The sequence below is a fragment of the Colwellia sp. SU-HH01172 genome, assembly GCF_057553355.1.
Window position 1 is genome coordinate 143,002 of record NZ_BAAJMB010000006.1, and the last position, 21,802, is coordinate 164,803.

21 protein-coding genes and 1 tRNA gene are annotated in these 21,802 nt (G+C 39.9%); 7 read left to right on the forward strand and 15 right to left on the reverse strand.

Features of this window, described 5'->3' with window-relative positions; translation table 11 throughout:
- The first annotated feature begins 149 nt into the window (after positions 1–149).
- From AC27JP_RS15750 to AC27JP_RS15770, 5 genes are read left to right on the forward strand one after another with little or no spacing between them, the layout of a single operon-like run.
- Entirely contained in the window at positions 150–773 is a 624-nt protein-coding gene (locus AC27JP_RS15750) for an XrtA/PEP-CTERM system exopolysaccharide export protein (protein ID WP_487116793.1), read from the forward strand.
- 37 nt (positions 774–810) lie between these two features.
- Positions 811–2,403, forward strand: coding sequence for an XrtA system polysaccharide chain length determinant (locus AC27JP_RS15755; RefSeq protein WP_487116795.1), 1,593 nt, complete (start codon positions 811–813; stop codon positions 2,401–2,403).
- Positions 2,404–2,406: 3 nt separating this feature from the next.
- Positions 2,407–3,270, forward strand: coding sequence for an XrtA-associated tyrosine autokinase (locus tag AC27JP_RS15760; protein ID WP_487116797.1), 864 nt, complete (start codon positions 2,407–2,409; stop codon positions 3,268–3,270).
- On the forward strand, positions 3,233–4,855 hold the full coding sequence (locus AC27JP_RS15765) for a TIGR03016 family PEP-CTERM system-associated outer membrane protein (RefSeq protein ID WP_487116799.1): 1,623 nt from the start codon (positions 3,233–3,235) through the stop codon (positions 4,853–4,855). Before AC27JP_RS15760 ends, AC27JP_RS15765 begins: the two co-directional genes overlap by 38 nt.
- Positions 4,856–4,859: 4 nt before the next feature.
- A complete protein-coding gene (locus AC27JP_RS15770) occupies positions 4,860–5,891 on the forward strand; it encodes an XrtA/PEP-CTERM system-associated ATPase (RefSeq protein WP_487117009.1) in 1,032 nt (343 codons plus the stop codon).
- Between the two features lie 84 nt (positions 5,892–5,975).
- Here the strand turns inward: AC27JP_RS15770 and prsR are convergent, their stop codons facing one another.
- Genes prsR through AC27JP_RS15790 form a run of 4 tightly spaced genes read right to left on the reverse strand, consistent with a single transcriptional unit; the run spans position 5,976 to position 13,437 of the window.
- A complete protein-coding gene (prsR, locus tag AC27JP_RS15775; protein WP_487116801.1) occupies positions 5,976–7,325 on the reverse strand; it encodes a PEP-CTERM-box response regulator transcription factor in 1,350 nt (449 codons plus the stop codon).
- 24 nt (positions 7,326–7,349) lie between these two features.
- A complete protein-coding gene (gene prsK / locus AC27JP_RS15780; protein ID WP_487116803.1) occupies positions 7,350–9,395 on the reverse strand; it encodes an XrtA/PEP-CTERM system histidine kinase PrsK in 2,046 nt (681 codons plus the stop codon).
- A gap of 8 nt (positions 9,396–9,403) precedes the next feature.
- Positions 9,404–12,439, reverse strand: a complete 3,036-nt coding sequence (locus AC27JP_RS15785; protein ID WP_487116805.1) for an efflux RND transporter permease subunit — start codon at positions 12,437–12,439, stop codon at positions 9,404–9,406.
- 5 nt (positions 12,440–12,444) lie between these two features.
- Positions 12,445–13,437, reverse strand: a complete 993-nt coding sequence (locus AC27JP_RS15790) for an efflux RND transporter periplasmic adaptor subunit (RefSeq protein ID WP_487116807.1) — start codon at positions 13,435–13,437, stop codon at positions 12,445–12,447.
- A gap of 282 nt (positions 13,438–13,719) precedes the next feature.
- Between AC27JP_RS15790 and AC27JP_RS15795 the strand changes: the two genes are divergently transcribed.
- Positions 13,720–13,796 (forward strand) — tRNA-Arg (locus AC27JP_RS15795).
- Positions 13,797–13,916: 120 nt separating this feature from the next.
- Positions 13,917–14,321 (forward strand): OsmC family protein, encoded by a 405-nt coding sequence (locus AC27JP_RS15800; RefSeq protein WP_487116809.1) that lies wholly within the window; start codon positions 13,917–13,919, stop codon positions 14,319–14,321.
- A 34-nt stretch (positions 14,322–14,355) separates the two neighbouring features.
- Here AC27JP_RS15800 and AC27JP_RS15805 read toward each other — a convergent pair whose 3' ends face one another.
- The 11 genes from AC27JP_RS15805 to rpmD form a co-directional block, all read right to left on the reverse strand.
- The gene (locus tag AC27JP_RS15805) at positions 14,356–15,588 is read right to left on the reverse strand and encodes a hypothetical protein (protein ID WP_487116811.1); all 1,233 of its coding nucleotides are present in this window, start codon (positions 15,586–15,588) and stop codon (positions 14,356–14,358) included.
- Positions 15,589–15,629: 41 nt separating this feature from the next.
- Positions 15,630–16,529 carry a phosphoribulokinase gene (locus AC27JP_RS15810; protein WP_487116813.1) on the reverse strand — a complete coding sequence of 300 codons (900 nt, stop codon included), beginning with the start codon at positions 16,527–16,529 and terminating at the stop codon, positions 15,630–15,632.
- Positions 16,530–16,683: 154 nt separating this feature from the next.
- A complete protein-coding gene (gene rplQ / locus AC27JP_RS15815) occupies positions 16,684–17,091 on the reverse strand; it encodes a 50S ribosomal protein L17 (RefSeq protein WP_487116815.1) in 408 nt (135 codons plus the stop codon).
- A gap of 42 nt (positions 17,092–17,133) precedes the next feature.
- On the reverse strand, positions 17,134–18,123 hold the full coding sequence (locus tag AC27JP_RS15820) for a DNA-directed RNA polymerase subunit alpha (protein ID WP_487082133.1): 990 nt from the start codon (positions 18,121–18,123) through the stop codon (positions 17,134–17,136).
- Between the two features lie 25 nt (positions 18,124–18,148).
- Positions 18,149–18,769, reverse strand: a complete 621-nt coding sequence (gene rpsD / locus AC27JP_RS15825) for a 30S ribosomal protein S4 (RefSeq protein WP_077287458.1) — start codon at positions 18,767–18,769, stop codon at positions 18,149–18,151.
- 21 nt (positions 18,770–18,790) lie between these two features.
- A complete protein-coding gene (rpsK, locus tag AC27JP_RS15830) occupies positions 18,791–19,180 on the reverse strand; it encodes a 30S ribosomal protein S11 (RefSeq protein ID WP_085300443.1) in 390 nt (129 codons plus the stop codon).
- Positions 19,181–19,194: 14 nt separating this feature from the next.
- Positions 19,195–19,551, reverse strand: coding sequence for a 30S ribosomal protein S13 (rpsM, locus tag AC27JP_RS15835; RefSeq protein ID WP_487116817.1), 357 nt, complete (start codon positions 19,549–19,551; stop codon positions 19,195–19,197).
- A 153-nt stretch (positions 19,552–19,704) separates the two neighbouring features.
- A complete protein-coding gene (rpmJ, locus tag AC27JP_RS15840) occupies positions 19,705–19,818 on the reverse strand; it encodes a 50S ribosomal protein L36 (protein WP_077287462.1) in 114 nt (37 codons plus the stop codon).
- A gap of 28 nt (positions 19,819–19,846) precedes the next feature.
- Positions 19,847–21,172: a preprotein translocase subunit SecY gene (gene secY / locus AC27JP_RS15845; protein ID WP_487116819.1), complete on the reverse strand. Its 1,326-nt coding sequence runs from the start codon at positions 21,170–21,172 to the stop codon at positions 19,847–19,849.
- Positions 21,173–21,180: 8 nt separating this feature from the next.
- Positions 21,181–21,615, reverse strand: coding sequence for a 50S ribosomal protein L15 (gene rplO / locus AC27JP_RS15850; RefSeq protein WP_487116821.1), 435 nt, complete (start codon positions 21,613–21,615; stop codon positions 21,181–21,183).
- A 2-nt stretch (positions 21,616–21,617) separates the two neighbouring features.
- The gene (gene rpmD, locus AC27JP_RS15855; RefSeq protein WP_077287469.1) at positions 21,618–21,797 is read right to left on the reverse strand and encodes a 50S ribosomal protein L30; all 180 of its coding nucleotides are present in this window, start codon (positions 21,795–21,797) and stop codon (positions 21,618–21,620) included.
- Positions 21,798–21,802 lie beyond the last annotated feature (5 nt).

Consider the following 21,802-nt stretch of genomic DNA (forward strand, 5'->3'; position numbering starts at 1 on the left):
AATGTAAACATTAGCAGATTTAAATTAGTGCAATAACAATATATTTACAGAAATTAAATAATGTGCATCGTATGTAAAAATCAAATACAATCTGGTAGCTTATATAAAAAACGGTTGTAAATAAGAAGGTTGATACCATGGAAAAAGGCATGACTACTACAATAAAAGCGATTTTATTTCTTGCATTGGGTTACATTTTGACTGGGTGTAGTACATCTACATTACCTCCTGCAACACTTCATCAATCAAATACAGTTGATGTTAATTCATATAAATATTTAATTGGTGCTGGCGATGTTGTTAACATATTCGTTTGGCGTAACCCTGAAGTATCGGGAACATTCATTGTTAGACCTGATGGTATGATCACCACCTCACTCGTGGAAGATATCCCAGTATCAGGGAAAACACCGACAGAATTGGCACGTTCAATCGAAGAAATATTAGCAACTTATTTACGTGACCCAGTTGTTACCGTAACAGTAAACGACTTTGTTGGACCATTTAGCGAACAAATTAGGGTTATTGGTGAAGCAACTGAACCAAAAGCCGTCAACTATATCCAGCATATGACCTTGTTAGACGTCATGATCCGTGTCGGTGGTTTAACTGAGTTTGCCAACGGTAATGGTGCAGTGTTAGTGCGTGTAGAAAATGGGCTACAAAAGCAATACGATATATTTATAGAAGATTTAATTAAAAATGGTGAAATCTCGGCGAACGTCGATGTTTTACCTGGCGATATCATTGTAATACCTGAGACATGGTTTTAAATACAATAGATTTATTTACCTGTTTTAGAGGTCAGGAATGCAAGAAATTATCGAACAAGTTGTAGACTATCTTAAAGGCATATGGCTAAAACGTCGATTCATTATCGTCTCGACTTGGTTAATTTGTCCGTTTGCGTGGGTTTTTATTTCCCAGCTCGACAATGTTTACGAGTCAGAAGCACGGGTATATGCTGATACCCAGTCTATTCTTGGGCCATTGTTAAAAGGCTTAACCGTAGAAACAAACCCTGAAGTGCAAATTCGCTTAATGATTAAAACATTATTAAGCCGTCCTAACCTCGAACGCATTACTCGGATGACAGATCTTGATGTACAGGCGGGAACCCCTGAGGCATACGAAGGATTAATTGACGATTTAAAATCAAATATTATTATAAGAAAAACCGGTGGTCGTAAAGAAAATATCTTTACCATTACCTACCAAAACAAAGATCCAGAAATGGCCAAGAATGTGGTGAATTCGGCGCTGACGGTTTTTATTGAAAATACCTTAGGCGAAAACCGTAGCGATTCAAATTCCGCACAGAAGTTTTTAGAGACACAAATCAAAGACTATGAAAATCGTTTACTTGCTGCCGAATCAAGGTTAACCGATTTCAAACAGAAATATAGCGGCGTATTACCTGATCAGTATGGTGGTTTTTACCAAAAGTTAAATGTAGTAAAAGAACAGCTAAAAATTGTTGAATTAAGCTTGCTAGAGCAAGAAACTCAATTAAAGTCGGCAAAAGCACAATTGGTGGCCTCACCAAGCAATAGTAGCAATCCGCAAAACAAAATTAAGAACTCTAATAGCATTCAAACAACTTATGATGAACGTATTTCTGAGTTAGAGGCAACATTAGACTCTTTACAATTACGATATACCGAAAAACATCCTGATGTTATCGAAGTAAATCGTCGTTTAACGCACCTCAACAAACAACGTAGTAAAGAAATTGATGAATATTTAACAGCCACTAAAGACGGTGATACCAGCAAAATTTCCACCAGCCAAAACCCGGTAATCCAACAGTTGCAAATTCAAGTCAATCAGCTTGAAAATCAAGTAGCTTCAACCACGGTTAGAGCAAATGACTATCGCCAGCAAGTGAAAGAACTTGAAAGTAAAATTCATATTTTGCCAGAAATTGAAGCTGAGCTGACATCACTTAATCGTGGTTATGAAATAACTAAAACAAAGTATGAAGAGCTGTTAAACCGAAAAGAAACTGCGCAACTGGCACAACAGGCGGATGAAACCACTAACCCAATTCAATTTAGGGTTATTGATCCCCCTCGTGCGCCAACCGAACCAGCAGGACCAAAGCGGATCTTATTTTTAATTGCCGCAACTATTTTAGGTTTTGGTATCGGTGTTGGCTTGTCATTATTATTTAGTCAAATTAACCCTGTGGTGACTTCAAGTAGCCAAGTTTCTAAAGCGACTGGTATTCCGGTTTTTGGTATCGTATCTGCGGCTGAAAACTTAGGCCTACAGCAGTGGCACCGTAGAAAAACAATCATCTTTATAATTTCTAATAGCGTTTTATTTATTATGCTGGCATTTTTCGTCCTTTATGCCATCGCACCAAATGTCATATTAGCGCCAATCAGAGGGATTTTATAAATTATGAGCATCATTGAAAAAGCGCTAGCTAAACAACAGAAAAAAAGCGAACAGCAATCACCTGAAGTCGAAACAGTTCAGACTCAGGCACAAGAACCAAAAGCAGAAACAGTTGCAACGACAAGTACTAAAGCGAGCTTAACGCTCGACAAAGTCAGCTTGGAAGAACGCGGTTATTTGATTGATACCGGTACTCGAAAAAGTATCAAAGATGAGTTTCGACAAATTAAACGTAAGTTACTTAATAATGCTTTTGGTAGTGGTGCGAAAAGACTTGAAAATAGTAACCTGATTATGGTCAGCAGTGCCAAGCCAAATGAAGGAAAAACTTTTGTCGCAATTAATTTGGCGCTAAGTATTGCTTTGGAACAAGATAAAACCGTACTACTCATCGATGCCGACGTACTACGACCCAGCGTGATTCGTGAGCTTGGCCTTGAAGAGACACCTGGACTTATAGAATATCTACTAGGGAAAGAAGGGCAAGTCAGTGATATTATTTACAATACCGATATCGATAAGCTTAAATTAATTCCGGCCGGTAAGCCACATCATTTATCCAACGAATTATTAGCCAGTGAAAAAATGGCGGCATTGGCACTTGAGCTCGCTAATCGCTATCCCGATCGAATCGTTATTTTTGATTGCCCACCATTAATAGGTGTCACTGAAACTTTAGTGTTAGCGAATTTAATGGGACAAGCAGTCATTGTTGTTGAGGAGTCAAAAAGTTCAATAGCCGATATAAAATCAGCAACAGAACACCTCAATGAAGATTTAGCATTAGGACTGGTACTTAACAAAGCAATAAGATCTCATAAGGATTTGTATGGCTACTACGGCTATGGATACGGCGCAAAAGACTAAGCTTAGCGCAGTATGTCTTGCTCTATTCTGCTCAAAATTTGTCATGGCAGGTGATTGGCAATTTGAACCGAGTATAGTAATTGATGAAACGTATACTGATAATGTTGGTATCGCTACCACTAATGAAGTTTCCAGTTTGGTGAGCCAAACGGGTATCAACATTGAATCTGTCTATCAAGCACAGCAAGCGATTTTCAACTTTTCATCTCAAAGCAGATATGCGTTTTACAGTCATGATCATGAGCTTGATAACGACTACCATACAGTAGCAAGTGATTTTCGCCTGCAACTTTGGCCTAACGGCATTATTCTTTCCGCCGGTATAGATATCGACAATCAATCCCGTAATGGCAGTCGAAACGCCTTAGCTGATATCGTGTCTGCCGATACGGTGCAAGTGGAAACCTATAATGGTGGTATTGAATACAATATCAATAATAGTGATTTTGTCATTGAATCTGCCGTTGGTTATCTGCAAACCAATTCAGAAGATAACATAGGTAATAGAGAAGGTGTCGTTGCCACCCTTAATAGCACCAATGGTACAGGTGCCAGACACGCCTTTTGGGAAATGGAACATAATTACCAAGAGTTGAAAAATAATGGTCAAGACGGCAAGTTAAGCCAAAGCGAAGCCATTATCGGTTTAATTACTGATTACAAAATCAACCCTTTTATCCGTTACTATGATGAAGATAATAGCGGTAATTTAAGCAACGCCAACAATTCTACCGAGTCAAATTCCTACGGTTTAGGTGTTCGTTGGTTAATCTCACCACGACTATATTTAGACACTTCGTATAATAAGCCGATTGGCAATAACCTTGATATTGATGGTAAAGAGCAAAAAGAGTATGTAAACGCGGCCATTAATTGGCAGCCGAGTATTCGAACGACTTTAGAAGCGAGTTACTCTGAACGTTTCTTTGGTGATAGCTATGGACTCAACTTTATCCATAGAAATAAACGTTTAACTAATACCATCACTTACATCGAAGACGTACAAACCTTAACTCGCGATAATTTTGTCGCTGAAACGGTAGGGTTTTACTTATGCCCAAATAATAGCGTGACCTTGATCTCGGAATGTACTGTGCAAGACGGTAGCACCATCATTCCTGATAACCCTAATGATCCAGACGACCAGGGCTACAGCCTTTTTCCAATCCAAGAATTCGTTTTAGTGGAAGATAATGCTTTTTCACTGAATAAAACCTTAAATTGGAATTCAACGTTAGAACTTGCGCGCACCACCATTAGTTTTAATGCCAATCGACAAAGTCGTGATAACCTTGATACCCGTATTGAAGATGAATCAGGTGCGGTAGCTTTGCAGGTTAGGCGTAATGTAAGTGGCCGTTCTAGCGTTAGTTTAGAGCTATCTTATACTGAAACTAATCTGCAAATTGATACCGAACAAGAACGTACTGACCGTTATCGTCGTTACCAGCTAGGCTATGAAAAATCGTTAAATAGTGCATTATCCGTCAATTTCACGGTGAGCTATCTTGATAGAAGCTCAGGAAATGCAACGCTCAATTATGAAGAAGGCCGCGTTAGCGCCAAAATTACCAAAGGCTTCTAGTAGTATGTATGAAAGTTATTATGGTTTTAAAGAAAGACCATTTCAATTAAGCCCAGACCCTAGGTTCTTTTTTGCCTCGAGCCATCATCAACGTGCCTTATCCTATTTACAATATGGTTTAGACCAAGGAGAAGGCTTTATCGTGGTTACCGGGCCAATAGGGACAGGTAAAACCACGATTGCGCGAAACTTACTCAATAATATCGGCGACGCTAGCATTGTTGCCGCGCAGCTTGTCACTACGAAACTGGATCCGAAAGAGCTATTAGAATTAGTAGTATCTGAATTCAATATCAGCATCGAAGGCGACAGTAAGGCAGATTTATTGCAAGCTATCGAAAAATTTCTTGTACAGTTACATCAACAAGGAAAACGAGCACTGTTAATCGTTGACGAAGCGCAAAACCTACCTACTGAAACGGTGGAAGAGCTGCGCATGTTGTCCAACTTCCAATTGGATAATAAACCGCTTATACAAAGCTTTTTGCTTGGCCAAGAAGAGCTTAAGGGCATAATTCAAGCCCCTAACATGGAGCAATTTCGCCAAAGGATCATCGCCTCTGCTCACCTAAAACCGCTATCAAGCGAAGAGGTTAAAGAGTATATCAACCACCGTTTGCATCAGGCTGGCTGCAACAAAGAGCAAGTATTCTCTGATGAAGCATTTGAGCTGATCCACGAAAAAACCTTAGGTGTGCCTAGAAAAATAAACATTTTTGTTGACCGATTACTACTGTTTGGCTTTCTTGAAGAGCTTGACAGCATTAACGTTGAGGCAATTAATGAAGTTGCCAAAGAGATGGAGCTAGAACTTACGGGCTCTTTAAATGGTGAGCAATTACAAAGTAATGAGCCAAATCAGGTGGTTGTGAATTCGACGGAAAAAGTCGCTAGCATGAAAGATGTACTGCGTGAAGTAGAGGACATTTTAGAAACCAGTATCAAAGAAAAAATTAAAATGGCCCGCTATGTCGATAAAATGTTGAAGCATAAAAGCCGTATTTACACCGATACTGCTGAAACAACAAAAGAGTAACGCATTACTATTTGAAAGCTTGCCATAAAAAAACCGCAATTTAGCGGTTTTTTTTATTTCTACTTATAAACACTGAACATGGTGTTAATCATTTATTGTTAATTCATACTTTTCAATCAAAGAATACAAAGTGGGTCTTGTTACCCCTAACAATTCAGCGGTCTTCGACATATTCCCATCGGCCAAGGCATAGGCTTTTTGAATCGCGATAGATTCTGCATGCTCTCTTACCGTACGCAAATTCAGCGATAACTCAAAGTTTTTGTCCTGATGATCAAAAAAACCAAGATCGTATGCCGTTACTTGTCGTCCCGTCGTCATGATTACAGAGCTTTTAACTTTGTTTTGTAGCTCTCGGATGTTACCGGGCCACCTATGTGCTTTAATCGCACTTAAGGCGTCCTCAGAGAAGCTTTTGACATTACGTTTATACTCAGTTGCATAATGCTGTAAAAAATACTGCGCTAAAATAATGACGTCTTCATCACGATCTCGTAATGGTGGAATATTCAGCGTGATTTCGCTGACACGATAAAATAAATCTTCTCTAAAAGTTTTTTCTGCAACCATTTCTTCAAGATTTTGATTCGTTGCACAAACCACTCTGACATCAACCGCAATTTCTTGTCGGCCGCCTAAACGCTCAATGCGCTTCTCTTGTAAAAAACGTAGCAACTTTGCTTGCAGGCTATAAGGCATATCACCAATTTCATCAAGAAATAATGTACCGCCTTCAGCACATTCAATTTTCCCTTTCGTTGTACGATGTGCACCGGTAAAAGCGCCTTTCTCGAAACCAAATAACTCACTTTCCAACAAAGTCTCTGGGATTGAGGCACAATTAATCGCAATAAATGGCTTCTTTTTACGGTCGCTTGCTAAATGAACGGCATTAGCAGTAACCTCTTTACCTGTGCCACTTTCACCTAATAACAGCGCCGTAATTTCAGTTGGCGCGATGCGCTTAACCATCATGCGTAATCTATCTATGCTTTCACTATTCCCTATAATGCCAATATCGCTACCAGCAACCGCACGCATTTTGCGGTTTTCTTCTTCAATTGCTGCAACGCTAAATGCCCTTGAAACAATGACATTGATAACTTCGGTATCGACCGGTTTTTGATAAAAGTCATAAGCACCGGCCGCAATAGCGGTTAAAGCATTCGTTCTATCATCATTGCCGGTTATAACAATAACTTTAGTGTGAGGTGCAATCGTAAGTATTTCTTGTAATGCCGCTAGGCCTTCTGAGGCGTTAGTTTCATCAGGTGGCAAACCTAAATCTAATGTAATCACTTTTGGCTCATGTCTGCGCACTGCCGCCACCGCGCCTTCACGATCGCCGGCTAATACCACATCGTAATCTGATAAGCTCCATTTCAGCTGCTTTTGAATGCCTTTATCGTCATCTACGATTAACAACTTTTCCATTTTAGGAAATCCTTCTAATTATTCTTAAATACTTACTGCATCTTTTGAAAGTAGCGGTAAATCAATAGTGAACTGCGTGCCTTGGCTAAGTATACTCTCTACTTTGATAATACCGGCCATATTCTCAAAAAATTGCTTTGCTTCAAAAACACCGATACCCATGCCTGCATTCCCTTTCGTGGTATCAAATGGGCGAAACAAGCGAGTATTAATAAAGTCTTCACTCATGCCACAGCCGTTGTCTTCAACGGTTATTCTTATAGTACGTTTTTTCTCAGCTAAGGTCACCTTAACCCAACCTTGATTATCACATGCTTCCTGCGCATTTTGAATGAGATGATGCATAACAGAGTGAAACGATTCATGATCAAGTAAGGTACAACAGTTACCTTCATGGTTAAATGTAACTTTCGGCTGCTGAACATTACATTGCTGTACCACCTTTTCAACAATTTCAACGAGATTTACTTGACGATTTGTCGACTGTTCCACTTGTTTCTTGCGTAATTGTGATAACACTTTTGCTAATCGCTCTGTCGCAGACTCTACCGTTTCAAATACATCATCAATAAATTCTGGGTTATTTCTATGTTTTTCGGCATTGGTGGTAATTAAGCTCAACTGAGCTTGGACATTTTTTAAATCATGTACTAGAAAAGCTGACATACGATTAAACGCATCAAATTGCTTTGATTCACTCAACTTGTCGGTTGCTTCATAGAGCGAAATAAAATTGCCTAATTGCTTTGATACCGCAAAAAGCAGATCCCTATCTTCCCAATTTAGTTGCTTTATTTTACTTTCATCACCTAAAACAAATAAACCATAAAAGGCTTTGCCAATAAAAATAGGTACAATAATCTGAATATTTTGCTGTTTACAAAAGTCTATATTCAAGCTTAAATCAGGATAAATATTGGGTGACTGTTCGTATTCATTAACATCTATGATCCAACCCTGCTTTTGGCAAAACATACCAACTTCAATAAGTTGCTCTTCAAGGTTTTCATCTATATCTATGCCGTGACAATATTGTTGCTGATAATGTTGTTCGGTAACTTTTTTCATCATAGCGCCACGCAAGGCGTTGACTTTCGACATCATGATCTGAGTCGCCATTTGATAGTGGTTCTCACCACTGGTGGTTTCAATTTTTTCAATTAAATTTAACCATTCATCGCGATATTCATATTTGTTAGCAAAAAAATTCTTCGCAATAAAAACTTTAACGCGACGACGCAAAGACTCAGTGATCAATAACGCAATAAGCACAATACCGCTCAACATTAAAAAGCCAATGCTAACTAAACTGCCCCATTCACCGCCAATATAATTAATCACATAACCAGCTAGTGCCATTAACAGTAAGTAAGCACCTGCTATCATCAACATTGAGCTATAAAAAACAACATTACGAGAAACAAAAATTCGTACCTCGCCGTTCTTTACTCGGCGGGTGCTGATCAGCAGCAATGGCGCAACAAACAGCGCCAAAAAGCCTCGACTATACCAAAAATCAAAATCAATACCATCGACCATAGTGGCTTGGGCATACAAAACAAAATCAAAAATTGCAGCACTGGCTAACGCGATCACTAACGGCCAAATCGCCCACCGCACCTGCAAATTTGCATTGCGATATAATTGCTCTAACAAGACTAACATCCATAAATTAAGCACGATAAAGAGCAAGAAAATATATTGATAAGCATAACCAAGCCAATAGCTAGCGAGCCAACCGCCCGCCATTAACAGTGACCAAATACCAATATACTGGCGGACAAAATAATTCTTCGCCAATGTTCGAATGCTGCGATCTTGGGTATTAAATAAGATAATCAGTAATGACCAACAAGCGATTTTAATGCCATCACTAAACATCGCCCATTGCAGGCTATAGCCAAACTTTATTTGTAACGCTGCAACCAAGCTACTGGCCTGTGTCACAACAATACAAAAGAGTAACCAACGAGCGATCAGGCTTTTATTACGCGCGGCAACAATAAGAAGAGCAAACACTGTATATGCTGCACTGGCTAACGAAAAGCCTACTAATCCAATAAAATCCATTGCTTGCTCTACTTTTCTACAGGTTTAGTTTGAGTAAATATCTCGGTCAATATCGGCACAATAATAAAACTTGCCAGTGCCGAAATACATAAACCGGAAATGATCACCACACCTAATGGTTGCCATAAACTACCACCAAACAAAGTTAACGGGAGTAACCCTCCTATGGTGGTTAAAGTCGTTAATAATATCGGAGTAAAACGGGTTGCACTCGCCGATAGAATTGCTTGCTCTTTTTCAAGCTGATTGGCTAAGTTTTTATTCGTGGTATCAATCAGAATAATGGCATTATTGACAACAATACCAAATAAGCTGATCAAGCCAATAAATGCCATCATAGAAAACGACAAATTGGTGATGTATAACCCTAAAACTGCGCCGGCGATTGCAAAAGGAATCGAGGTAAAAATAACCAAGGGCTGCAAAAATGATTTAAATTGCAGCACTAAAATAGCAAAAATACCTATCGCGGTGATCAACATGATTTGCGACAAACCAGCAAACGACTCCTGTCGTGATTCCTCTTCTCCGCCCAAAATATAATACATCCCCGCTGGCAGGCTATATTCGTCAAGATAACTAACAATTTCACTAGTCAACTCTTGTACTGAATATCCTTTTTCCGCAGCTGCCGACACTTTTGCCATTCGTAGTTTTTGATAATGAAAAAAATCAGTTCGACCTTTTTGTAACTTTGACTCGACAAATTGTGTCAGTGGAATATTCTCGCCTTGCTGATTATCAATAGTGATATCAGCCAGCCCGGTTAAATCACTTTTAGCCCGTCGAACCAGTATCGGATAATTTTCGCCATTACTTTCATTAAATTGGCCGATAAAAGTTCCAGAAAGCGCAGTTTGTACGGTGTTTTCCAGCGTAGCAATATCAACCCCTGATAAACCCGCCTTGTCATAATCAATATCTAGCACAAGTTCGGTATTGGCAATATTTATCGGGCTTTCCGGATTTAACGTCCCTGGCATAGACTTAATTTTATTTTGTAAATCTCCTGCCACTCGCTCAAGGTCGCTCAATGATTCACTGATCAATCTAACCGTGATAGGTTGATCCGTTACAGGGCCTTGAGTAAATTCTTTAACCGTGATCTTAGCTTGATGCCATTGAGAAAATTCTTGCCGTAAGGTCGCTACTAGCGCTTGAATTTTTTTCTCATCATATTCCTTAAGCACTAATAACGCTTGGCCGTAAGTTACAACCCCTCTTTTAGGGATTTCATTGTAATAGATGCGAGGATTGGAATTACCGACATTTAACGCAACTTTATCGACATAGGGTTGCTGTTCTATAAAGCGAGTCATCGACTGCATTACTGAATTGGTATAATCCAATGATGAATTAGGCGGCGTTTCCACATCGACTAACAGCATCGATTTCTCTGCTTTGGGGAACAAGCTCATGCCCACTTGACTAAATAAAGACCCCATAACAAATAAAGTAAGAAAGGCGATCAGTAATATCACAGTTTTAGCATTTAAGAGTCGCTTCAGTCCCGCAATATAATAATGCTCAGCAAAGTTATTTGCATAATATTGCAGTGTTTTAATCTTATTGGCTTTTTGACTAAAAAATTGACTGGCCAATAAAGGCGTTAGCGTTAACGCGATCAATAAAGACGCAAGTAAGACAAAAACAACGGTAACAGGCATTGAACGAATAAAGTCTCCTGTATCACTTTTTAGCATTAACATAGGCAAAAAAGCCAGCATGGTAGTCACTGTACCGCTGGCAATTGCCCAACCAACGCGACTGGTGCCAGCTGCAGCAGCCTCAATAATTGAGGGATAGTTTTTCTTCTCTCGGTGAATACTTTCAGTAACAACAATAGCATTATCAACTAACAGGCCTAGGGCAATAATTAAGCCGACAATTGACATTTGTTGTAAGCCATAACCCGAGAAATCTAACCAACCAATCGCAATTAAAAATGATAATGGAATTGCAATAATAACCACTATGGCTTCACGTACACCTAAAAATAGCAGAGACATGATCCCCACCAGAATTAAGCCCTGCCACAAATTATCAAAAAAACCATTGACTCGACTTTCAACACTAGTTGCCTGTTTAAAAAGCGTATTGATATGTAACGTATCGGGCAATGTTTGTTTAAACAGCGCTATTTCTTGGTCAATTTTTTCGCTAAGCTCAAATATATTGGTATTTTTTCTTTGCTCGACAGTGAGAAAAATTACCGGTTTATTGTCAAAATAAGCCAGATAATTTGCATCCTGATTAGAAAACTCCACTCTGGCAACATCTTTCAAACGAATAACCGAACTCTCATCGGCAAATACCACAGTGTTGTTTATCTCGGTAAGGCTTTGGTAGTTCCCACTGGCTTTGACGTTAAATCTTCGAGTGTTAGCATCGACAAAGCCAGGAGTCACATTCGCGGCGCGCTGTTGCAATATATTATTGATTTTTGTAACACTCAGACCATAGTGCTTTAACAATGCTAGATTTAAGTCAACCGCAACAATTTGCTTAGGGTAACCCCAAATATCTGCTTTTTTAACCTGCTCTATTGCCTCTAAGCGCTTTTCCAATTGTTTAGCATAAAACTCCATGGTTTTATAATCTGTTGGTTCACTCCATAAAGCCAATTGCATTACCGCAACACTCGTTGGTGTTGCTTTTATAACTAAGACATCTTGAACACCCGCCGGTAAGTTGGGCTTTACTGTCGATACCGCTTGTTTAATTTCGTTGTAAGCGGTATTTGGATCACTTTCGTATAGAAAAGTAATATCTATTCGAGCGCCACCATTTTTTATTTGCGACTCGATTTTCTTAATGCCTTCAATATCGGCAAACTCTTCTTCTAACGGGTCAACAACCAAAGTTTCAATATCATTAGGTGATGCACCGGGATAAATCACTTCTAGCAAGGTAATAGGAATATCAAATTGCGGATCCTCTGAGCGAGGCATTTGAAAATAAGAAACAATACCCACTAACACCATTAACACGACAATAGTTAAGGTAAATTGGGCATTTTTAATGGCGGCGCGAGGAATGTGCATGGTAATTATTGTTTTTCCATTGAGTAGTTCTGCCAACCTTTCGTAATAATATTTAACGCTGCATCATTTTGCTCGGCGGTTAAATAGAGATAATTATTACCCAATTGAAAAATATCAAAACTAAGCTGTTCAAATTCACCAAGCTTTCCTTTTTGCGCAAGAACCACGGCTTTGCCTTGTTCATTAACCGTCACTAAAGCTTCAATGGGTAACCGATAAACAAACTTATTACTTTCAACAGCAATGGTAATTCCGGCAAGTTGCCCGGCAATAACACCAGAACTTAATGCTAAGCTCGGTAATGAAACTTCAATGGTAAATAAATTGCTTTGACTGTTAGCAATTGCAGGAATTTTGCTAATAACCCCCTCGATAATGCCAACATTGTTCAAAGCAACGTCAACCTTTTGTTTTAATCGAACCTGACTCACTTCCTGACCGGTAAGTGCGACTTTAACCACCCACTCTAGTTTGGCAACTTCCAATGCTGTTTGCCCTGGACTTTGCAGTTCGCCTAACTCAGTATGGCGCGCTAAAACAATGCCTGAAAAAGGCGCATAAATTTGTGCTTTCTCTAAATTATAATAAGAAACTTGGTAGGCAGCTCGAGACGTTTCAACTTGTGTAATAGCAGCATCTAAATCGCGTTCTGATGCCATTTTATTTTCCATTAAACTGCTGATTCTTTTAACTTCACGTTTAGCTTGTATTAACTTAGCGTAATTAGCGTTTTTTTCTTCTTTTAATTCAGTAATATCAAGTGATGCGAGCAACTGCCCTTGCTTGAATTGCTGACCTTCGTCAATTTTCAGTGACTTCAAATAACCGCCACTTTTGAATGATAAAGCTAGCGTTCGTTTATAAGCGAGTTTACCGGTGCGATCAATCTTGTCACTGTATAGTTCAACTGTCACCATCTCGGTATCGAATGTTTGCGTAAATGCTGGAACGGCGGCTGAGATCAGTAACAATGTCAGTACAACATAAAAATGTTTCATGGCTAAACGATTACTTATAGTTTATTGAGATAATTGATTTTATTATAATCTTTACTTTAGGCATCTTCCCGATAAATGTACACCTTTTTCCCTACGTTAGCTCAACAATAGTAACCAAATCAGTAAGTCGATAAATTTGCAATAGCCAAGCCGGTAACTATTGGCTTTAGAAAATTTATTACATTTTAAAAGCAAAAATATTAATGCCAACTATTTGCTCATTCGACCTAGACATAATCTTGGATAATCTATACTATTTGCCGCGTTCAGTATTTTCGCAATGCACCCATAGCTCAGCTGGATAGAGCGCTGCCCTCCGGAGGCAGAGGTCGCAGGTTCGACTCCTGCTGGGTGCGCCATTTGCTTACTCAATTCAATACCTCTCTAAGTTAATTCATTACCTATCTTTATATAAGCACTAGCTAATATAAGCCTAATTCCCTACAATATTGATTCTTGTCAGATTTAGGAATGTAATAATGAAAGCAGAAGTTAAATGGGTTGGCGATGAACTATTTATGGGTACCTCTGAAAGTGGCCATATCATTGTATTAGACGCAAACGCTGGGGCACTAGCACCTAGCCCTCTAGAAAATGTTTTAATTTCCTTGGGCGGTTGTTCTTCTGTTGACGTGGTCAGCATATTGGAAAAAGCCCGCCAAGACATTAAGGGCTGCAAGGTTGAAATTGATGCGACTCGTGTTGATAGCGTGCCAAAGTTATTTTCTGATATACACCTGCATTTCATCATTGAAGGTAATAACATTAGTGAAAAGCATGTTGAGCGTGCGGTAAATTTATCTGCTGACAAATATTGCTCGGTAGCACTTATGCTCAATAAGTCAGTAAATATTACTCATGACTTTGAAATTAAATCAGTTTAAAACTGGGAAATTATTAATAACTGGTGGGGCGTTATCAATCACTCCCTACCAGCTTTCTAAAGTTATCGATATGTTCTTTAGATAAACCATAGTTGCTGTCTGCAAGCGATAAAAGCATTTCACTATTAACCTGATTATCAATACTAGAGCGTTCCATAAATGCTAACCACAATGTCTCAGTGGCATCATTTCCTGAGTAGCCTCTCTCAATAGTATTAAAGATATACAGTCCACAATCATAGAGTGATTGATAGTTACCTATTTCTATTTGTTCTGCTAAAGATGACGCCGAAATAATTTCCAAGCATTGAGCTTCTGCGTAGGCTATTTTCTTTTCAACATAGGCATTAAATTGCGGTAACAAATTAAGCATTATTTTTTTTGCCATCATTTCGGCATGGCCTTCATGTAACCAATTATCGACGGGGCTCTTTGCCTTACCCACCATATTTTGATACATGTGTGCTGCTTCATGGGCAAAAAACCATAACGTTGCAGCAGGATTTTGCTCTTGATAAGTATCGCTACCATACCAATGCATAAAAACTTGATTAGGTAATGTTCCGCCTTGACGACCAAAGTTGCCATCGTGAGTTTCACCAAATGACGCAAACAGCATTGGCTTATCAGGTAACACCCCATAACTTTCTTCTAATAACGACATCATCTTAGGTAAAATATCATGTAACTGTTTACCAACAGTCAGGGCCAATTTGGGATCAACGATACTGATATAACTTGTATTTTGGCTAGTGTGTTGTTGACCTATGTAAACTTTTTGACCATCATTTTTATCCCACCATGAAGTTTTACCTACATGAGTTTGGCCATCGGCAAGGATGGTATCGTTTAAGGGTGCTTTGACGGCCATAGCCCATAAGTTTTCATTGCCTGTACATAAGTTAGGGCAAGCAAAAAATCGAGCACTGTGTAGTAACATCGCTCCATTTGAAAATGGCGAAAAGGGAGCGTAATTCTTAGGTAAATGAATGTATGTTGGTGTCAATTTAAGCTTAACAGAGGTAAAGCTAGCGCCATCTTTACGTGTGACAATCTCTGTTGCATTAACATAGCTTAGAATGAATTCAGAAGAAATCGGCTGCCATCTTTTCAAACGACTATTGTCTGGCGAAATTGCAAACACGATTGCTTTAATGGCTTTTGGAGACTGGTAATTTACTGTCCAATTTTCTTTTGAATGTTTCTCAATTTCAGTAAAAAGCAACTGCTGAGCATTCACAATATTCGGTAATAATAAAATACTCAATATTAGCCGACTTAAAAAACGCCTTACAGACATGGACATTACTATAAATCGCTCATCCAATCTAACTGCTTATTGGCTTCATGCTTTTTATGCATTAAGTCTTTTATTAGCGGCGTTAATATCAGCTCCATTGCCAAGCCCATTTTGCCACCGGGTACAACAAGGGTATTCATCCGCGACATAAATGCGCCCTCAATCATACTTAAATAATAAGGAAAATCTAAATGACTAGATTCACGGCAACGAATAACAACAAAACTCTCGTCTAAGGTTGGTATTGCCTTAGCGCTAAACGGATTTGATGTGTCCACGGTTGGCACCCGCTGAAAATTAATATGGGTGCGAGAAAACTGTGGCGTAATAAAGGAAATATAATCTTCCATACTACGAACGATACTTGCTGTTACCGCCTCTCTACTGTGGCCGCGTTGGTTAGTATCGCGGATGATTTTTTGTATCCATTCTAAGTTTACTATCGGCACCATGCCTATAAGCAGATCGACATGTTTAGCTACATCGTTCTTCTCTGTAACTACCCCCCCGTGTAAGCCCTCATAGAAGAGCAAATCAGTTCCTTCACCTAACTCTTCCCATGGCGTGAATGTGCCTGGCATTTGGTTATAAGGCACTGCTTCATCGAAGGTATGTAAATAACGGCGCATCTTACCTTTACCGGTTTCTGAATAGTCTTTAAAAAGCTTCTCTAAGGCATCAAAGTCGTTTGCCGCATCACCGAAATAACTCACATTGCGTTGCTCTTCACGGGCCTTGCGCTTTTCCAAATCCATTTCTTGTCGAGAGAAACGATGAAAACTATCGCCTTCAACCGTCGCTGACGAAACGCCAAGCGAGCGAAAAATATGCTCAAACGACTCTATGGTCGTAGACGTACCAGCACCAGAGGAACCAGTAACAGCAATGATAGGGTTACGTGACGACATTATATATAGCCTTTTTATAGGTGGACAATTGTTATACGAGGTATTACTTGATGGGTCAAGCTTTTAGGGCATGTTACTAAATAACGGGCACAAAAAAGCGGAGCCTAAGCTCCGCTTTCAATTCCGTCAGAACCAACTTAGTACAAGTACTAAATTATGCTTCTGCGCTAGCTTCTTCAACTACTTCAGGAGCATCTTCTACTACTGGGCGGTCTACAAGCTCAACGTAAGCCATAGGCGCTTTATCACCAGTACGGTAACCGCATTTCAAAATGCGAGTGTAACCACCTGGACGTTCTTGGTAACGAGCACCAAGTTCGCTAAATAAAATACCTACAACTTCTTTATCACGTGTGCGAGCAAATGCTAAACGACGATTTGCTACGCTGTCGGTTTTGGCCAATGTAATTAGTGGCTCAACAACGCGACGTAATTCTTTAGCTTTAGCTACAGTCGTTTTAATAACGCCATGCTTTACTAAAGAACTTGCCATATTGCGGAACATCGCCTGGCGATGACTGCTATTACGGTTTAACTGGCGACCGCTTTTACGATGGCGCATAAGTTAATCCTTATCTCAAGTATTAAAAAAACGATGATCGACTTAGTCGTTATCAGCTATGCTTTCAGGTGGCCAGTTTTCTAGGCGCATACCTAGAGACAAACCACGAGACGCCAAAACGTCTTTGATTTCAGTCAAAGACTTCTTACCTAAATTAGGTGTTTTAAGAAGTTCAACTTCAGCACGCTGTACTAAATCGCCAATATATTGAATTGCTTCTGCTTTTAAGCAGTTTGCTGAACGAACAGTAAGTTCAAGGTCATCAACAGGACGAAGCAAAATAGGATCAAACAGTGGTTTTTCCTCTTTTGGTTCAACTTCAGTCACATCACGTAGCTCAACAAACGCATCTAGCTGTTCAGCTAGAATAGTTGAAGCGCGACGAATTGCTTCTTCAGGATCTAACGTACCGTTAGTTTCCATGTCTAGTACCAACTTGTCCAAATCTGTACGTTGTTCAACACGTGCAGAATCAACATCATAGGCAATTCTTACAACAGGACTGAATGAAGCGTCAACTAACAAACGTCCGATTGCGCGATCTTCTTCCTCGGCATCGCGTCGGGCAGAAGCTGGAACATAACCACGTCCCATTTCAACCTTAATACGCATACTGATAGAGCCATCACCTGTCAAATGACAGATAACATGTTCTGGATTTGCAATTTCTACATCACCATCATGTTGGATATCGGCTGCCGTTACAGGGCCTTCACCGGACTTAGTTAAGGTAAGAACAGCTTCATCTTTGCCTTCTAAACTTATAGCTAGTCCCTTAAGGTTTAACAGTATTTCGATGATGTCTTCTTGCACACCTTCTTTACTGCTGTACTCATGAAGTACACCGTCAATTTCAACTTCAGTTACAGCACAACCTGGCATTGAAGATAAAAGAATGCGGCGTAACGCATTACCTAAAGTGTGACCAAAACCACGTTCTAATGGCTCTAAAGTTACTTTAGCACGCGTAGTACTAACAGTTTCGATATCAACCAATCGTGGTCTAAGGAATTCGGTTACAGAACCCTGCATGTTTGTCCTCTCTTAAAGTGCAACTTTACTTAGAGTAAAGTTCAACAATCAACTGTTCATTAATTTCGGCAGATAGGTCAGAACGATCAGGAACACGTTTGAAAACGCCTTCAAGTTTCTTGTTATCTACTTCAACCCAAACTGGCTTCTCACGTTGCTCAGCTAATTCTAAAGCAGCGATAATACGCGCTTGAGTTTTAGACTTTTCACGTACAGAAACAACATCTTCGGCTTTAACAGTGAAAGATGGAATATTAACAACAACACCGTTAACTACGATAGCTTTATGGCTAACAAGTTGACGAGCTTCAGCACGAGTGCTTGCATAGCCCATACGGTATACTACGTTATCAAGACGTTTCTCTAAAAGCTGTAACAAGTTTTCACCTGTGTTGCCTTTTAGGCGAGCCGCTTCTTTATAGTAGTTGCGGAATTGTTTTTCTAGTACGCCATAAATACGACGAACTTTTTGTTTTTCACGAAGCTGAATACCGTAATCAGATAAACGACCGCGACGGGCGCCATGCTGACCTGGAATAGTTTCGATTTTACATTTAGTGTCAATTGCTCTAACACCGCTTTTAAGGAACAAATCTGTACCTTCGCGACGACTAAGCTTTAACTTAGGACCTAAATATCTAGCCATGTTCTTTCTCCAACTATCCTATTAAACGCGACGTTTCTTAGGAGGACGACAACCATTATGAGGAATAGGTGTAACGTCAGTAATGTTGGTGATTTTAAAACCAGCAGCATTTAAGGCACGGATTGCAGATTCACGACCTGGACCTGGACCTTTAACGAACACTTCAATATTCTTCAAGCCAAACTCTTGTGCAGTTTTACCGGCACGATCAGCAGCAACCTGTGCAGCGAATGGAGTAGATTTACGTGAACCACGGAAACCTGAACCACCTGCAGTTGCCCAAGATAAAGCATTACCTTGACGATCTGTAAGAGTCACGATTGTGTTGTTGAAAGATGCATGGATATGAGCCATGCCATCAGCAACTTGTTTTTTTACGCGTTTACGCGTTTTTACTGGTGTTTTTGCCATTGTCTAGTCCCTCGTTACTTTTTAATTGGCTTACGAGGACCTTTACGAGTGCGCGCATTAGTTTTAGTGCGTTGCCCACGTAGAGGAAGACTGCGACGATGGCGAATGCCACGATAACAGCCAAGGTCCATAAGACGCTTGATGTTCATTGAAACTTCACGGCGTAAATCACCTTCAACGGTGTATTTATCCACTTCAGCACGAAGCAAATCAATTTGAGCTTCGTCCAGTTCACTGATCTTAGTTGACTCTGCAATACCAGTAGCTGCACAAATTGCTTTCGCACGTGTAGCTCCGATACCGTAGATCGCAGTAATGGCGATTACTGCATGCTTACGATCAGGGATGTTAATGCCAGCGATACGGGCCACTAACACATCTCCTATTCTTAATTTAAAATTTACCGGTTGAAAAGCCCGTTAGGATACTCAACCAGCCGCTTTTTTTGCAAATCGAAGCGGCATTATACAGAGTTATCTACATAATGCCACTTCTAAAAGATTTAGCTTTCGCTTAGGTTAATATTAACCTTGACGTTGCTTATGCTTCGGCTCTTCGCAGATTACACGAACAACACCAGCGCGCTTAACAACTTTACAGTTACGACAAATCTTTTTTACGGATGCACGTACTTTCATTTTATACTCCGTTACCTAATGGCTCAGTCTAACGACCGTAGCCCTTAAGGTTTGCTTTTTTAAGTACATTGTCATATTGATGAGACATCAAATGCGTTTGTACTTGTGCCATAAAGTCCATTATCACAACTACAATAATAAGTAGTGATGTGCCGCCAAAGTAAAAATTGACGTCCCATGCCATGATAATAAACTGAGGTACTAAACAGATAAAGGTAATATACATCGCACCCGCTAGGGTTAAACGCGTCATTACTTTATCGATATATTTAGACGTTTGCTCACCAGGACGGATCCCAGGAATAAACGCACCAGATTTTTTCAGGTTATCTGCCGTTTCACGCGGATTGAAAACAAGAGCCGTGTAAAAGAAGCAGAAAAATATTATCGCTGCTGCAAGTAACATAACGTAAAGCGGCTGTCCTGGAGAAATAGCAATTGATACTTCTTGTAGGAAATCAGCAACCATACCATCACCTTGACCAAACCAGCTCGCAAGCGTGCCTGGGAACAAGATAATACTTGAGGCAAAAATTGGTGGAATAACACCTGCCATATTCACTTTCAACGGTAAATGTGTGCTTTGCGCAGCGAAAACCTTACGGCCTTGTTGACGTTTAGCATAGTTAACAACAATACGTCGTTGACCACGTTCCACAAATACGACAAAGAAAGTCGTAGCAAATATAATCACGCCAATTAGCAATAATACTAATAAGTGCAATTCACCTTGACGCGCCGCCTCTGCTGTTTGACCAACAGCTGACGGCATACCAGCAACAATACCAGCAAATATCAAGATAGAAATACCGTTACCAATACCACGTTCCGTAATTTGCTCACCTAACCACATTAAAAACATGGTGCCAGTAACCAAACTTACTACCGCAGCAAAGTAGAATCCGAAACCTGCGTCCATTACTAGACCTGGCATCATTCCCGGTAAACTTCTTGCTATTGCAATTGATTGTACAGTCGCTAGAACTAAAGTGCCGTAGCGGGTGTATTGACTAATTTTACGACGTCCAGCTTCACCTTCTTTCTTAAGCTCTGCCATTGCGGGATGAACCACAGTAAGCAATTGCATAATAATTGAAGCTGAGATGTACGGCATAATACCAAGTGCCAATACAGAGGCTCGCTCAAGTGCACCACCAGAGAACATGTTAAACATTTCTACGATGGTGCCCTTTTGTTGTTCAAACAACTGAGCTAATACAGCGGCGTCAATACCAGGGATTGGCACAAATGATCCCAAACGAAACACAATAAGTGCGCCGAATACAAACCACAATCTTTGTTTAAGCTCAGACAATCCGCCCTGCGCTTTATTATCCATTCCTGGTGTAGCCATAACCTGTACTATTCCTCGATTGTTCCGCCTGCTGCTTCAATAGCTGCACGAGCGCCTTTAGTAACACTTAAACCACGAACAGTAAGTGGACGTGTGATTTCACCAGAAAGCATGATTTTCACAGACACAATGTTACGTGTGATTAAGTTAGCATCTTTAAGGGCAAAGATATCGACAACATCACCTGTGATGTTGTTTAGCTCATGTAAACGTACTTCAGCGCGAACTAAAGATTTACGTGACGTGAAACCAAACTTAGGTAAACGTTGTTTCAATGGCATTTGACCACCTTCGAAACCAGGACGTACACTACCGCCAGAACGAGACTTCTGACCTTTGTGACCACGACCACCTGTTTTACCTATGCCAGAACCAATACCACGACCACAGCGTTTCTTGGCTTTCTTAGCACCTGGTGCAGGAGATAAAGTATTTAAATGCATTATTAATCCTCCACCTTAATCATATAAGATACTTGATTGATCATACCGCGTACAGATGGAGTATCTTCTAACTCAACTGTATGACGAATACGACGTAAACCAAGACCTTTTAAAGTAGCTCTATGCTTCGGTAAACGACCGATAGAACTTTTTAACTGAGTTATTCTAACTGTTTTAGCCATGCTCA